Genomic DNA, 14,336 nt, shown 5'->3' with positions numbered 1-14,336 from the left:
GGCATTGGCGCTGCCGCCACGCAATGCTTGATCTTGGTGCGGTTTGCCTCGATCTCTAAGGCAGGCCCCTCAGGGGAATGTAGCAGCGAGCGCGAGGCTCGCGTGAAGGAAGGAATTTGTCATGAGCTATGATGTCGTTGTCATCGGTGCAGGTCCTGGCGGCTATGTGTGCGCCATCAAGGCAGCCCAGCTTGGCCTGAAGACCGCCATTGTCGAGAAGCGCGACACCTATGGCGGCACCTGCGTGAATGTCGGCTGCATTCCCTCCAAGGCGCTGCTGCACGCCACCGAGATGCTGCTTGAGGCGCGCCATTCTTTCGATTCCCTCGGCATCGAGATCTCCGAGCCGAAGGTAAACCTCGAGAAACTGATGGCGCACCGCGTCAGCACCGTCGAGTCCAACACCAAGGGTCTCGTCTTCCTGATGAAGAAGAACAAGATCGACACGTTCCATGGAACGGGTTCGATCGCCGCCGCCGGCAAGGTCGTCGTCACTGACGCCGAGGGCAAGACGCAGGAGATCGAGGCAAAGAACATCGTCATCGCCACCGGCTCCGACGTTGCCGGCATTCCGGGCGTTCCGGTCGAGTTTGACGAGAAGGTCATCGTCACTTCGACGGGCGCGCTGCAGTTCGAGAAGGTTCCGGGTCACCTGGTCGTCGTCGGCGGCGGCGTGATCGGCCTCGAGCTCGGCTCGGTCTGGGCACGTCTCGGCGCCAAGGTCACGGTGGTCGAGTATCTCGACACCATCCTCGGCGGCATGGACGGCGAGGTTTCGAAGCAGTTCCAGCGCATGCTTGCCAAGCAGGGCATGGACTTCAAGCTCGGCGCCAAGGTTACGGCTGTGAAGAAGGAAGGCGAGGGCGCTTCGGTCACCTTCGAGCCTGTAAAGGGCGGTGACGCCGTTACGCTCACGGCCGATGCAGTTCTCGTCGCGACCGGCCGCAAGCCGTACACGGACGGCCTTGGCCTCGACAAGGTGGGTGTGGAGCTCGACCCGCGCGGCCGAGTCGTCGTCGATGCGCACCTGCAGACCAACGTGGCGGGTATCTTCGCGATCGGCGACGTCATCGCCGGCCCCATGCTGGCGCACAAGGCAGAGGAAGAGGGTGTTGCCCTCGCCGAACGCCTTGCTGGCCAGGCTGGCCATGTGAACTACGACGTCATCCCAGGCGTGGTCTACACCAGCCCCGAGGTTGCCGCTGTCGGCAAGACCGAGGAAGAGCTCAAGGCTGCGGGGGTTGCCTACAATGTCGGCAAGTTCCCGTTCTCGGCGAACGGCCGTGCTCGCGCGATGCTGCAGACGGAAGGTTTTGTGAAGGTTCTGGCTGACAAGGCTACCGACCGCATTATCGGCGTTCACATCGTCGGCTTCGGCGCCGGCGAGATGATCCATGAAGCCGCGGTCCTGATGGAGTTCGGCGGTTCGTCGGAGGACCTGGCCCGTACCTGCCATGCCCACCCGACGATGTCCGAGGCGGTGAAGGAGGCCGCTCTCGCGACCTTCTTCAAGCCGATCCACATGTAATAATTACTGCGCCGGTGCGGGTGCCGGGGCGGCAGGTTCCGAAGGAGCCGGAGCTGCCTCTGGTGCCGGTGCCGGCGTTGCCGGGGCAGGGGCCGTTGCATCCGGCGTGGTCGGAGCCGCGCTCGGCGCATCATTGGCCGGTGCCTGCTCACTCTGCTCCGGGATTACCGCAGTCGTGCCCGGGTCAGTGGAAGGGCCGGTGTTGAATGCGATCAGCGCAATCACCAGGAGGACTGCTATAACGCCGGCAGCGATAAGGCCGCCACGTCCGCGATCAGCAGGGATCGGCCGATCATTGATCAGCGGATCAGCAGCGGGATCGCTGTAAGGCGCGCCGGGGCGCGGAACGTTTGGGTCCAGGCGGGGGTCGGTGCTTCTCGGATCAGTCATCATACTCTCCGTCGTTCGTTGCCCCCATCTCGCCACCCTAACGCGCTGACTTCGAAGGCGGTTCCCATTCAGGTTGCGACTGCCGATTGAGGGGCTTTCCCAAACCTCGTTCTGTGGTAGCCAGAAGCTCATGGCACAGAAGAAAGCTCACGAAGTCGATTCCTGGCTGAGGCGGCCCGATCCGGAAGTCCGCATCGTCCTGATCTACGGGCCCGACCGCGGCCTTGTCTCCGAACGCGCGACGGCGTTTGTCAAGACGCTCGGGCTTGATCCCGAGGATCCCTTCTCGTCCGTTCGCCTTGACGCATCGGAAGTCGAAGCCTCACCCGGGCGCCTCACCGACGAGGCCGGCACCGTGCCGATGTTTTCCGACCGCCGCCTCATCTGGATCAAGGGCGCTGGGGCACAAAAGCAGCTCGCCGATGAGGTGAAGGGTCTCGCCTCCGCGCCGCCGCAGGACGCAATCATCCTGATCGAGGCAAGTGACCTTAAGAAGGGTGCAGGCCTGCGCGGCACCATCGAGGCAGCCGACCGCTGCATGGCGCTTCCGTGCTACGCGGACGAGGGCCGATCGCTCGACACCGTCATCGACGAAGTCCTATCCCGCGAAGGCCTCACCATCTCCATGGAAGCCCGACAAGCTTTGAAGGCGGGCCTTGGGGGCGACCGCCTCGCCTCGCGTGGCGAGGTCGAGAAAATCGCCCTCTATTGCCACGGGCAACGTGAAGTCACCGTCGCGGACATCGAAGCTATCAGCGGCAATGTCGCGGGCATCAGCGCCGACGACGCCGTGGACGCAGTTCTCATCGGCAATGCGCAGACTTTCGACACCAGCTTCACCCGCCTGGTCGGCTCAGGCTCTCCGGCTTTTCTGGTGCTTTCGGGCGCAATGCGCCAGTTCCAGTCGCTGCAGCTGATGCGGGCGGAAATGGAAGCAAGCAACAAGCCTGCCGGGGCCGTGGTCGCATCCGCCCGGCCGCCGGTGTTCTTTGCCAGGCGCAAGCTGGTGGAAATGGCGCTGCAGAAATGGACGAGCGCGGCAATCGCCCGGGCACTTGAGCGGCTGCAGGCTGCCGTGCTGCTGACACGCCAACGGCCCGACCTCACGGTTGCGACCGCGAGGCAGGCGCTGATGGCGCTTGTAGTGGAAGCAGCAAGAAGCAGGCGCTGAGCGCCTGCCCAAGATCTAGCTGCGCAAGCGGTGGCAGATCTCGTCGAGCTGCTCGAGCGTCTTGTAGGCAATCCGGAGTTCGCCGCCGCGCTTGCCGTGGTTAATCGCAACCTTGAGGCCAATAATGTCCGACAGCGTCTTTTCCAGCGCTATCGTGTCGGCGTCCTTTTCGGCCGGCACCGCTTTCGGCTTCGCCGCTTGCTCGGCGGGCATCTGCGCCAGCGCCTCGGCCTGACGAACCGAAAGGCCTTCCTCGACGATCAGCTTGGCCAGCGCGACCGGGTCCTCGGCTGTCACCAGCGTACGCGCATGGCCGGCCGACAGCACACCGTCGACCAGCATCTGCCGCACTTCGTCCGGCAGCTTCAATAGCCGCAGCGTGTTCGCCACATGACTGCGGCTCTTGCCGATGACCTGGCCAAGATCGGCCTGAGTATAGTTGTGCTCGTCGATAAGCTGTTGATATCCAAGCGCTTCTTCGACCGGATTGAGATCGGAGCGCTGCACGTTCTCGATGATCGCGAGCTCGAGCGCGACGCGGTCATCGACTTCGCGGATGATCACCGGAATTTCGGCCAGGCCTGCTAGCTGTGCGGCACGCCAGCGGCGCTCACCGGCGATAATCTCATAACGCCCGCCCGTTGCCGTGCGCACCACGACCGGCTGCACGACTCCATGCTCGCGGATCGATTGAGCAAGGTCGGAAAGCTCTTCCTCGGCAAAACTGCGGCGCGGGTTGCGCGGGTTAGGGTGCACGAACTCGATCGGCACCTTGTTGTCGGCGCCGATCCGCGGTGCAGTCACTTGCTCAACAGGCTTGTCCATCTCGCCGATAAGCGCCGCGAGGCCGCGTCCCAGTCTGCGCCTTGATGGATCTTCGCTCATAGCCGCTCCCGCTTCATTTCGTTACCGAATCGACTTTGCTTCAGGCAGCGCGAAGCTGCCGTTCACGGCGGATGACTTCGGAAGCCAGCTGCAGGTACGCCTGGCTGCCGGTGCACTTGAGGTCGTAGAGGATCGCCGGTTTGCCGTGCGACGGCGCCTCCGACACTCGCACGTTGCGCGGGATCACCGTATCGTAAACCTTCTCGCCCATATGCGCGCGAACATCCTCAACAACCTGATTGGCCAGATTGTTACGGCCATCAAACATTGTCAGGACAATACCCTGGATATTCAGCGAAGGATTGATCGTGCTGCGGATCTGCTCGACAGTCTGCAAGAGCTGGCTCAGACCCTCGAGCGCAAAGAACTCGCACTGCAGCGGGACTAGAACCGAATCCGCCGCGGCCATGGAGTTTAGCGTCAGCAGGTTGAGCGAAGGCGGGCAGTCAATCAGGACATAAGAATAACCGGCGCCCTCGGTGGCCGAGCGACGCAGCGCATTGCGCAGACGCAGCACACGGTCCGGCGCCGCGGCGATTTCCATTTCGATGCCGAGCAGATCAAGCGTCGACGCAATGATCGACAAGCCAGGCACAGCAGTCGGGATCGCAGCTTCGATGACGGTCGCCTGGCCGGTTAGCAGGTCGTACGACGAAACCTCGCGATCCTGACGGTCGATGCCAAGGCCGGTCGAGGCGTTACCCTGCGGATCGAGATCGACGATCAGGACTTTTTCGCCAATCGCCGCGAGAGCAGTCGCCAGATTGATCGTCGTCGTCGTCTTGCCCACGCCGCCCTTCTGATTGGCGACGGTGATAATGCGCGGGAACGGGGTCATGTCTTTATCAGCCATGTGTCGATCAGGTGTCAGACGAAACTTTCGCGTCCTTCAACTGCCAAATTTCGAGGATCCGACTCTCGGAATCGATCCTGCTCACATGTTGTACCAGATCGAATCCGTAGCTGGTACGGCTTTCATGAACCTCCATAGCGTAATCCCGTCCTTTGTGAAACAGCGCGCTAGCACCGTCGAGCAGCCACGGCGAGGCAAGTTTCAACAGCAGGGGCAGGGGAGCGAGAGCCCGGGCGGTGACGATTTCCGGCTGCTCTACCTTTCCTACCGCTTGCTCGATTCGCGATACATGAACCGTCGCAGGGGCGCCAAGAGAACCCAGGACGGATTTCAGGAAGGCTGCCTTCTTGTTGTTGCTCTCGACGAGCTCGATGTGTGCACCCGGGCGTTCGCGCAGGATGATCGCCATGATCGCGCCGGGAAAGCCGCCGCCCGAGCCAAGGTCCAGCCAACGTAAGGCGGTTGGGGCGAGGGGAGCGATCTGTGCGCTGTCGAGGATGTGCCGCTCCCAAAGTTGGTTCAGTGTCGACGGCGCAGCCAGATTGATACGGCTGTTCCACCGCTTGAATTCAGCCTCGAAGTGTTCAAGCCGCTCAAAAGTTTCACGTGAAACGTCTCCCGCGACGTCACGTAGAAGCTCGTACTTGTCCATTAGGCAGCGCCCCGCTCCGCACGCGCGTGCTGCTGCAGCACTGATATGATGATCGCAAGAGCCGCAGGCGTCATTCCGTCTATCCGCTGTGCCTCCGCCAGCGATCGAGGGCGCCGTGTTGAAAGCTTTTGCTGCAGCTCCTTAGACAGACCAGGCAGCAGCGTGTAGTCCATGTCGGCCGGAACCTCACGTTCCTGCTCCCGGCGGAGAACTGCAACGTCGGCATTCTGGCGCTCGAGATAAACTGCATAACGAGCCTCGGTCTCCAGACGCTCAGCTGTCTTTGGACTGATCGCGCCAAGCTGCGGCCACACGCTGAGTAGACGCTGGAAGTCGATGTCGGGGTATGACATCAGCTCGTAAGCCGAGCGACGCTGCCCATCCCGGTTGAGCGCAAGGCCATATTTGCTTGCCTCGTTCGGGGTGAGATTCAGCGACTTGGCGAGCTCGCGGGCGTCCGCCAGCTCCTGTTCCAGCGCCTCGAATTTCGCCTGACGTGCTCGCCCGACGATCCCCAGCTCTACCCCAAGCGGCGTCAACCTTTCGTCGGCATTGTCCGCGCGCAGCGATAGGCGGAACTCGGCGCGCGATGTGAACATGCGATAAGGCTCGGAAACGCCACGGCTCACCAGGTCATCGATCATTACCCCGATGTACGCATCGCCACGGCCGAGGATGACGGGATCTTCCCCCGCCGCCTTACGCGCCGCGTTCAGACCCGCGATGATGCCTTGCGCCGCCGCTTCTTCGTAACCGGTCGTACCGTTGATCTGTCCGGCTAGAAACAGCCCGGGCACGCGCCGGGTCTCCAGTGACATCTCCAGTTCGCGCGGATCGACGTGGTCATACTCGATCGCGTAGCCGTGCTGCAGGATCGTCGCTCGCTCCAGTCCGGGAATGGAGGCAATCAGGGCATCCTGCGCGTCGCGGGGCAGGGAGGTCGAAATGCCGTTGGGGTAGACGGTGTGATCATCCAAGCCTTCCGGCTCCAGGAAGATCTGATGGCCGTCCCGGTCACCGAACTTGACGATCTTGTCCTCGATCGACGGGCAGTAGCGCGGGCCGATACCTTCAATGTTCCCCGAGTACATCGCCGAACGATGCAGATTCTCGCGAATGATCTCGTGTGTGCGTTGCGTCGTGCGGGTAATGCCGCACTCGATCTGAGGCGTCGTGATCTTCTCCGTCATCAGCGAGAAGGGCACGAGCTCATCGTCCGCAGCCTGCATCTCCAACGAAGCCCAGTCGATGGTGCGGCCGTCGAGGCGGGCAGGGGTGCCGGTCTTGAGGCGTGCGAGTTTGAAGCCGGCTCGGTTCATGGTGGCCGACAGACCGGTTGATGCCTTTTCGCCGATACGCCCGGCGGGGAAACGCTCGTCACCAATATGGATCAAACCGCGCAGGAAGGTCCCTGTGGTCAGGACCACCGAAGTCGTGGCAAGCTCCCTGCCATCAAGCAGAACGACCCCGCAAACACGGCGGTCTTGTAGCAAAAGGTCTTCGGCCTCCCCCTCTATGACTTCGAGATTCGGTTGCTCAGCGATCGCCGCCTGCATCGCCAGCGTGTAGAGCTTGCGATCGGCTTGGGTGCGCGGCCCGCGGACAGCCGGTCCCTTGCGGCGGTTGAGCATTCGGAATTGGATGCCGGCCGCATCTGCGACACGTCCCATCAGGCCGTCGAGGGCATCGATCTCGCGGACGAGATGTCCTTTGCCCAATCCGCCAATGGCAGGATTGCAGGACATCACGCCGATCGTATCGCGCTTCATCGTCAGCAGCGCGGTTTTCGCGCCAGCACGTGCAGCCGCGGCTGCAGCTTCACATCCGGCGTGGCCGCCGCCGATGACGATCACATCATAATGCATGGACATGGCATTACCTCTTCTACCGAAGGCAATGGGTGCGCCGAGGTTGTGAGTCAAGCTTTTTAGAGTCGTTTCACGTGAAACAATGCGCCTGCTTCAATGGGGTGTTTCGGACCGTGTTTCACGTGAATCACACGAACGCGGCATGAGCTAGGTGTTTCACGTGAATCACTTGCCGATACAGAACTCGGAGAAGATAACTCCAAGCAGCTCTTCCGCGTCGACGGAACCCACGATCTTTCCAAGCGCGTATTCGGCCAGCCGCAACTCTTCAGCCCGCAACTCGAGGTCGAGTTGTGTGGCTTGCACCGCATTATCGAGATGCTGCGCCGCCCGGTTCAGGAGCTCAACCTGGCGCGCGCGCGTGGGGACCACACCGGCGGCGGCAGAAGATGCTGCTTCTGCCATAGCGCGAACGCGAGCCTCGAGCTCCAACATGCCTCGTCCTGATGGCGCGGCGATTGCCACATCATGTCCGTCGGTGGGAGCAAGCGCCCTGACATCTGCCTTCGTCGCGACCTTCAGAACCGGAACGCCCGGCAGCTTGATCTCGGGAACATCTCCTGATCCATCGTCGAGCTCCAGGATCAGATCCGCGCGCTCAGTGGCTTGCCTTGCCCGCTCAACGCCAATGCGCTCGACCACGTCTTCTGTCTCCCGAATGCCAGCCGTGTCCGTCACGATGACTTTCAGTCCGCCGAGATCAAGAGAGACTTCGACAAGGTCCCGGGTAGTGCCGGGAATGTCCGTGACGATCGCCACGTCGCGTTTTGCGAGTGCATTTAGAAGACTGGACTTGCCGACGTTCGGCCGGCCAACCAGCACGACGCGAAAGCCTTCGCGCACAATTTCACCCGCATGAAAGCCAGCGGCATGGTTAAGAATGTCTTGCCGCAGTTGCTCCACACTCGCCCATACCTGATCAGAAACTGATCCCGGAACGTCCGCCTCGTCAGCGAAGTCGAGCTCGGCCTCGATCAGTGCACGGGCGCGAAGAAGAGCCTTGCGCCAACCTTCGTAGAGCTCGCGTTGACGGCCATCCGCGTTTGCGACCGCCATGCGGCGCTGTTGTTCAGTCTCGGCGGAGATGAGATCGGAGAGGGCTTCGGCTGCGGTCAGATCCATCTTACCGTTGAGGAAGGCGCGGCGACTGAACTCGCCGGCCTCGGCCTGCCGCGTATCGGGATAGGTTGCAAGTTCTTCCAGGATTGCTGCCACCGTCGCGCGGCCACCATGAACATGGAGTTCCGCCACATCCTCCCCCGTAAAGCTCCCGGGAGAAGAAAAGAAGAGAACGAGGGCATGGTCGAGCAGCCGGCCATCCTGTGCACGCAGCTCGCGAAGGTGTGCCTTGCGAGGAGCAGGCACCCCGGAGATCTTTTCCAGAATGCTCTTCACCGCCGGCCCCGAAATGCGGATCACCGCCACGCCCGAAGGAAGCGCGCCGGAGGACAGCGCGAAGATCGTTTCCCGGAATAGTGTTTGCCCATTCATGGCCGCCGCCCTACCTTCCGCAAAAATTCTGGTGAGACATGACGATCCTTCCCGCAAAGAACCTGCTGGCCAGCGAAAGCAGCCCCTATCTGCGCCAGCATGCACACAATCCGGTTCACTGGCGACCGTGGTCCGCCGAGGCGCTTGCCGAAGCAAAGGCCACCCAACGGCCCATCCTCCTCTCCGTCGGCTATGCGGCATGTCACTGGTGTCATGTCATGGCCCATGAGAGTTTTGAAGACGAGCAAGTTGCGGCCGTCATGAACCGTCTGTTCGTCAACATCAAGGTCGATCGTGAGGAACGGCCGGATGTCGACCAGATCTACATGGCCGCATTGACGGCCATGGGCGAACAGGGTGGCTGGCCACTCACCATGTTCCTGACCCCGGACGCGAAACCTTTTTGGGGCGGTACCTACTTTCCCAAGGAACCGCGCTATGGCCGTCCGGACTTCATCCAGATCATGGAGGCGATCGGGCAAACCTGGCTGGAAAAACGTGCCGATCTTGAAGCCGGGTCAGAAGCTCTTTCAGATCACATCAGCCAGCGTCTCGCCGGCACCAACATCCATTCAAATCTCGACGCGCGGCTTCTGCCGGCATTTGCCGACGCGATTTATTCGTCGCTCGATATGGAAAGAGGCGGGCTTCGCGGGGGACCAAAGTTTCCGAATGCTCCGTTCATGGAAGCGCTCTGGATGAACGGCGTGCGCAACGGCCATGACGATCATGCTGCGGCCGTCGCCTTCAGCCTGCAGTGCATGCTGTCCGGCGGCATTTACGATCATGTTGGCGGGGGCTTGTGCCGCTACTCCACTGATGCCGAGTGGATGGTGCCGCACTTTGAAAAGATGCTCTACGACAACGCGCAGCTCATTGCTCTTGGCAGCGCCGTCTACGCGCGAACTGGGGGACCGGCATTCAAGCGCGCGATTGAGGAAACCATCGCCTGGCTGCAGCGCGAGATGATGGCCGAAGGAGGCGGTTTTGCATCCAGCCTCGATGCCGACAGTGAAGGCGAGGAAGGACGCTTCTATCTCTGGACGCGCGAGGAGATCGAAACGGCCCTGGATGATGATGCCGACCGATTCTTGGTGCACTACGCTCTCGCGCGACCTGACGGATGGGAGGGGGAACCCATTCTCTATCTGCGCGATGAACCCCGCGAGCTCGCCCGCGACGAACTAGCCGGATTGAAGTCTCGGCTCCTTCAAGCGCGTGCACGGAGGGTGCGCCCTGGCCGCGACGACAAGGTGCTCACCGACTGGAACGGTCTGATGATTTCTGCGCTCGCCAATGCCTCGCGCGTGTTCGATCGTTCCGACTGGCTGGAGCTGGCCACCAGCGCCTATGACTCGATCGTTGCTTCCGCGCGCGACGGCCGGCTGCCGCATTCGCGGCTCGGTGATGTGCGGTTGTTCCCTGCCATGGCGAGCGACTACGCTGCGATGATCAATGCGGCGATTTCGCTTTATCAAGCATCGGGTTCATCGCGATATATCAGCGACGCATCAGCGTTTTTGTCGACGCTTGATCGCTGGTATATCGATGAAGACGGTTTCGGCTATTTCCTCACCGCGTCGGATGCGGATGACGTGCCGCTCAGAATTCGCGGTGATGTCGATGAGGCGATTCCATCGGCCACGGCACAAATCATCAAAGCGGTGTTGAGGCTGTCGCTCGTTACTTCGGACAGCGAACTCTACGACCGTGCAGTCGACCTCGCCGAACATGCGCTCGGTCGAACCGAGCAGCAGCGCTACGGCCGCGCCGGAATCATCGCCGCCGCGGAATTAGTGCGGGAGCCACGCAAGCTGATGCTCGTCGACGAACAAAACGGGCGTCTCGTTTCGGAGGCGAATCGAAATTTCGATCTCTCGCGCACCGACGTCATCATCCCGCGGAGCGCTGAAGGCCAGGTCACCCTGCCGGACGGCTCGTTCATCAATGCGTCAGAGCCCGGCGCGTACCTCTGCATCGGCCAGTCCTGCCGTCCACCCGTGCGCGACGCGGAAAGCCTAGCGGAGCTGTTGCGCAGCCAGGGCTGATACTCGGTACAACAAAAAAGCGCGCCACAAGGGCGCGCTTATCAAATTCGTCTGCCTGCTCGGTTACGTGTTCATCGAGTCGAAGAACTCGGCGTTGTTCTTCGTCTGCTTCAGCTTGTCGATGAGGAACTCGATCGCATCGGTGGTGCCCATCGGCGCGAGGATGCGGCGCAGGACGAAGATCTTCTGCAGGTCCTGGCGCTTGACCAGCAGGTCCTCCTTGCGGGTACCGGACTTGAGAATGTCCATCGCCGGGAAGATGCGCTTGTCGGCCACTTTGCGGTCGAGGACGATTTCCGAGTTACCGGTGCCCTTGAACTCTTCGAAGATGACTTCGTCCATGCGGCTGCCGGTATCGATCAGCGCGGTTGCGATAATGGTCAGCGAGCCGCCTTCCTCGATGTTGCGTGCCGCACCGAAGAAGCGCTTCGGACGCTGCAGTGCGTTTGCGTCGACACCGCCGGTAAGCACCTTGCCCGAGGACGGCACAACGGTGTTGTAGGCGCGGCCGAGGCGCGTGATCGAGTCGAGCAGAATGACAACGTCGCGGCCATGCTCGACCAAACGCTTCGCCTTCTCGATCACCATCTCGGCGACCTGGACGTGGCGGGCGGCCGGCTCGTCGAAGGTCGAGGAAACGACCTCGCCCTTCACCGAGCGCTGCATGTCGGTCACTTCTTCCGGACGCTCATCGATCAGGAGAACGATGAGATAGGCTTCCGGGTGATTGGTCGAGATCGAGTGGGCGATGTTCTGCAGCAGAACCGTCTTACCGGTACGCGGCGGCGCCACGATCAGCCCGCGCTGGCCCTTGCCGAGCGGAGCCACCAGGTCGATCACGCGGGCCGACAGGTCCTTGCCCGTCGGATTGTCGGTCTCCATCCGCAGGCGCTCATTCGGGTAGAGCGGCGTCAGGTTGTCGAAATGGATCTTGTGGCGGATCTTCTCAGGATCCTCGAAGTTGATCGTATTGACCTTCAGCAGCGCGAAGTAGCGCTCGCCTTCCTTCGGGCTGCGGATCGGACCTTCGACCGTATCGCCAGTCTTCAGCGAGAAGCGGCGGATCTGCGACGGGGAGATGTAGATGTCGTCCGGACCCGGCAGATAGTTCGCATTGGCCGAACGCAGGAAGCCGAAGCCGTCCTGCAGAATCTCGACAACGCCTTCGCCAATGATCTCGACATCCTGCGCTGCGAGCTTTTTCAGAATCGCGAACATCAGCTCCTGCTTGCGCAGGACGCTGGCGTTCTCGACCTCAAGCGATTCGGCAAACGCGATGAGGTCGGTCGGACTCTTGCTCTTGAGCTCTTGAAGTTTCATTTCCTGCATGATGCGGACTCTGATGGCGAGTATGAAGATGCGGGGCGTCTGTGCGCTGTAGAAGCGTCTGTTGGGACAGAAAGCACTACGCCATGCGGGGAGAGAGGGAACCGACTCATACCGTTCCTAACGTCAAAGCGCAACAAGCGATTTCAGTGGAGTTAGTGCCACCAAGTCATGAGGCGCTGTGGCGGGGCGACGCAGGGCCGAAATGCGCGGTTCCCGAAAGGCCTAAAACGGCTTCACGATCACGAGAATGACGATCAGGATCATCAGGACCGTCGGTACTTCATTGACGATCCGCCAGTGGCGCGACGGCTTCGTGTTGCGGTCCTCCGCGAAGCGGCGGACGGACGCGGCGAGGTAGCCGTGCACGCCGGAAAGGGCGATTACCAGCGCAATCTTGCCGTGCAGCCAGCCGCCCTTGAAGCCATAAATGCTCCACGCCATCCAGAGGCCCAGCACCCACGACACCATCATCGCCGGATTGATGATGGCGCGCAGCAAACGGCGCTCCATCACCTTGAAGGTCTCGGACTTTGCCGAGCCTACTTCGGATTCGGCGTGGTAGACGAACAGGCGCGGCAGATAGAGCATGCCGGCCATCCAGGAAATCACGGCAATCACGTGGAACGCCTTGATCCAGGGATAGGCCCCGACAGGGTTCAGCCAGAACAGCAGAGCCGTCAGGATCACCAGAACGGCGATCGCAACGACTGCGCGGGTAGCCGGGTTGCCGGATGCCTGTGCCAAGGTTCAGCCTTTCCTGACGAGTTCGATCATGCGCTCGACATGCACAATCGGGGTTTGCGGCGTGATACCATGGCCGAGGTTGAAGACCAATGGTCCCTGGCCGAGCTCGCGCAGGATGGCTGTCACGCCCTCGTCGAGAGCCTTGCCGCCGGCAACAAGTCGCATCGGGTCGAGATTGCCCTGCACGGCGCCCTCGCGCTGCAGCGCCCTTGCCTGGCTCCAGGGAACCGACCAGTCGAGGCCAAGCGCCGTGACGCCGGTCTTCTGGCGATAGTCCTGGTAGAGCGCCCCGGCACCCTTCGGAAAGCCGATGATCGGAGTGTCGGGATGAACCTCACGCACACGCCGGACGATCTCGGCGACCGGCTCGACGCAGCACATCTTGAAAGTGGCTTCGTCCAGCACGCCGGACCACGAGTCGAAGATCTGCACGGCGTCGGCGCCGGCATCGATCTGGCGGATGAGATATTCGGCCGACTTCTCGGCGAGCAGCTGCAGCAGCGCACGCATCGCCTCCGGGTTGGCATAGGTGAAGAGGCGGGCCGGCGCTTGGTCGGGCGTTCCGTGCCCGGCAATCATGTAGGTCGCAACGGTCCAGGGCGCGCCGCAGAAACCAAGCAGCGCCGTTTCTTCCGGCAGTTCGCGGCGTAGCCGCCTGACCGTCTCGTAAACCGGTTCAAGATTCACGTGAAACGCTGACGTGTCGATCTCGGCGATTTCCTCTGCCTTGATCGGCGTCATCAGCGGACCGCGTCCTTCCTCGAAGTGAAGATCACGCCCGAGCGCATGCGGGACGACGAGGATGTCGGAGAACAGGATCGAGGCGTCAAAGCCGAAGCGGCGGATCGGCTGAAGGGTGACCTCAACCGCGAAATCGGGGTTGTAGCAGAGGTCGAGGAAACTTCCGGCCTTTGCGCGCGTTTCCCGGTACTCGGGCAGATAACGGCCTGCCTGGCGCATCATCCAGATCGGTGGCGGGAAGACTGGCTCTCCCTTCAAAACGTCAACGACAATCCGCTTGGGCGCCATGCTCTGTCCTCACCGGCTATCTGCCAACCAAACAAATAGATTCTTTGAAAAGAGGAATCTTTTGATTCTTAGACTCTGTTGGAATCCGCAATTACGGCTTGTTCCACGTTTGGGGCAAAAACCGCAACACGCAAAGCGCCGCAAGGCCGCGTGACAGGGATTGCAGAATTTCGGGGATAACCCGGATTCCATCTTTTAAAACAGCAGCTTGTGCCTGAGCGAAATATGGTGTCTTTGGAGCCGCTGTGCAAAGGCTTCAGCTTTCCCCACATTCGTCCACATGGCCGGAACGCTCGGCACACTGGGCAAGTTTGTGGACAACTCGACCTTTGATACAGTCGCTTTCCC

At 61.5% G+C, this 14,336-nt stretch carries 12 protein-coding genes; 3 read left to right on the top strand and 9 right to left on the bottom strand.

The window, feature by feature from the left end; all coding sequences use genetic code 11:
* Positions 1–121: 121 nt before the first annotated feature.
* Positions 122–1,528 (top strand): dihydrolipoyl dehydrogenase, encoded by a 1,407-nt coding sequence (lpdA, locus tag L630_RS0104840; RefSeq protein WP_024847152.1) that lies wholly within the window; start codon positions 122–124, stop codon positions 1,526–1,528.
* A gap of 3 nt (positions 1,529–1,531) precedes the next feature.
* Here lpdA and L630_RS0104835 read toward each other — a convergent pair whose 3' ends face one another.
* The gene (locus L630_RS0104835) at positions 1,532–1,918 is read right to left on the bottom strand and encodes a hypothetical protein (protein ID WP_024847151.1); all 387 of its coding nucleotides are present in this window, start codon (positions 1,916–1,918) and stop codon (positions 1,532–1,534) included.
* Between the two features lie 130 nt (positions 1,919–2,048).
* On the opposite strand from L630_RS0104835, the gene holA reads away from it, so the two are divergent.
* On the top strand, positions 2,049–3,089 hold the full coding sequence (holA, locus tag L630_RS0104830) for a DNA polymerase III subunit delta (protein ID WP_024847150.1): 1,041 nt from the start codon (positions 2,049–2,051) through the stop codon (positions 3,087–3,089).
* Between the two features lie 15 nt (positions 3,090–3,104).
* Here holA and L630_RS0104825 read toward each other — a convergent pair whose 3' ends face one another.
* The 5 genes from L630_RS0104825 to mnmE all read right to left on the bottom strand — a co-directional run bounded on the left by L630_RS0104825 (position 3,105) and on the right by mnmE (position 8,838).
* Entirely contained in the window at positions 3,105–3,974 is an 870-nt protein-coding gene (locus L630_RS0104825) for a ParB/RepB/Spo0J family partition protein (protein ID WP_024847149.1), read from the bottom strand.
* A 40-nt stretch (positions 3,975–4,014) separates the two neighbouring features.
* The gene (locus L630_RS0104820) at positions 4,015–4,812 is read right to left on the bottom strand and encodes a ParA family protein (RefSeq protein WP_024847148.1); all 798 of its coding nucleotides are present in this window, start codon (positions 4,810–4,812) and stop codon (positions 4,015–4,017) included.
* A 22-nt stretch (positions 4,813–4,834) separates the two neighbouring features.
* Positions 4,835–5,479 carry a 16S rRNA (guanine(527)-N(7))-methyltransferase RsmG gene (gene rsmG / locus L630_RS0104815; RefSeq protein WP_024847147.1) on the bottom strand — a complete coding sequence of 215 codons (645 nt, stop codon included), beginning with the start codon at positions 5,477–5,479 and terminating at the stop codon, positions 4,835–4,837.
* The gene (gene mnmG / locus L630_RS0104810) at positions 5,479–7,350 is read right to left on the bottom strand and encodes a tRNA uridine-5-carboxymethylaminomethyl(34) synthesis enzyme MnmG (RefSeq protein ID WP_024847146.1); all 1,872 of its coding nucleotides are present in this window, start codon (positions 7,348–7,350) and stop codon (positions 5,479–5,481) included. The genes rsmG and mnmG overlap by 1 nt, the downstream gene beginning before the upstream one ends.
* A 162-nt stretch (positions 7,351–7,512) precedes the next feature.
* Positions 7,513–8,838: a tRNA uridine-5-carboxymethylaminomethyl(34) synthesis GTPase MnmE gene (gene mnmE, locus L630_RS0104805; RefSeq protein WP_024847145.1), complete on the bottom strand. Its 1,326-nt coding sequence runs from the start codon at positions 8,836–8,838 to the stop codon at positions 7,513–7,515.
* A gap of 38 nt (positions 8,839–8,876) precedes the next feature.
* Here mnmE and L630_RS0104800 point away from each other — a divergent pair, with 38 nt between their 5' ends.
* Positions 8,877–10,886 carry a thioredoxin domain-containing protein gene (locus tag L630_RS0104800; protein WP_024847144.1) on the top strand — a complete coding sequence of 670 codons (2,010 nt, stop codon included), beginning with the start codon at positions 8,877–8,879 and terminating at the stop codon, positions 10,884–10,886.
* Positions 10,887–10,949: 63 nt separating this feature from the next.
* On the opposite strand, the gene rho is transcribed toward L630_RS0104800, so the two are convergent.
* The 3 genes from rho to hemE form a co-directional block, all read right to left on the bottom strand.
* Positions 10,950–12,215: a transcription termination factor Rho gene (gene rho, locus L630_RS0104795; protein WP_024847143.1), complete on the bottom strand. Its 1,266-nt coding sequence runs from the start codon at positions 12,213–12,215 to the stop codon at positions 10,950–10,952.
* Positions 12,216–12,437: 222 nt separating this feature from the next.
* On the bottom strand, positions 12,438–12,959 hold the full coding sequence (gene hemJ / locus L630_RS0104790; protein WP_024847142.1) for a protoporphyrinogen oxidase HemJ: 522 nt from the start codon (positions 12,957–12,959) through the stop codon (positions 12,438–12,440).
* A 3-nt stretch (positions 12,960–12,962) separates the two neighbouring features.
* Positions 12,963–13,988 carry a uroporphyrinogen decarboxylase gene (gene hemE / locus L630_RS0104785; RefSeq protein WP_024847141.1) on the bottom strand — a complete coding sequence of 342 codons (1,026 nt, stop codon included), beginning with the start codon at positions 13,986–13,988 and terminating at the stop codon, positions 12,963–12,965.
* Between the last annotated feature and the right edge of the window lie 348 nt (positions 13,989–14,336).

This window comes from Aminobacter sp. J41 (genome assembly GCF_000526635.1).
Classification (GTDB): domain Bacteria; phylum Pseudomonadota; class Alphaproteobacteria; order Rhizobiales; family Rhizobiaceae; genus Aerobium.
This window is presented reverse-complemented; position numbering and strand designations above follow the sequence as displayed.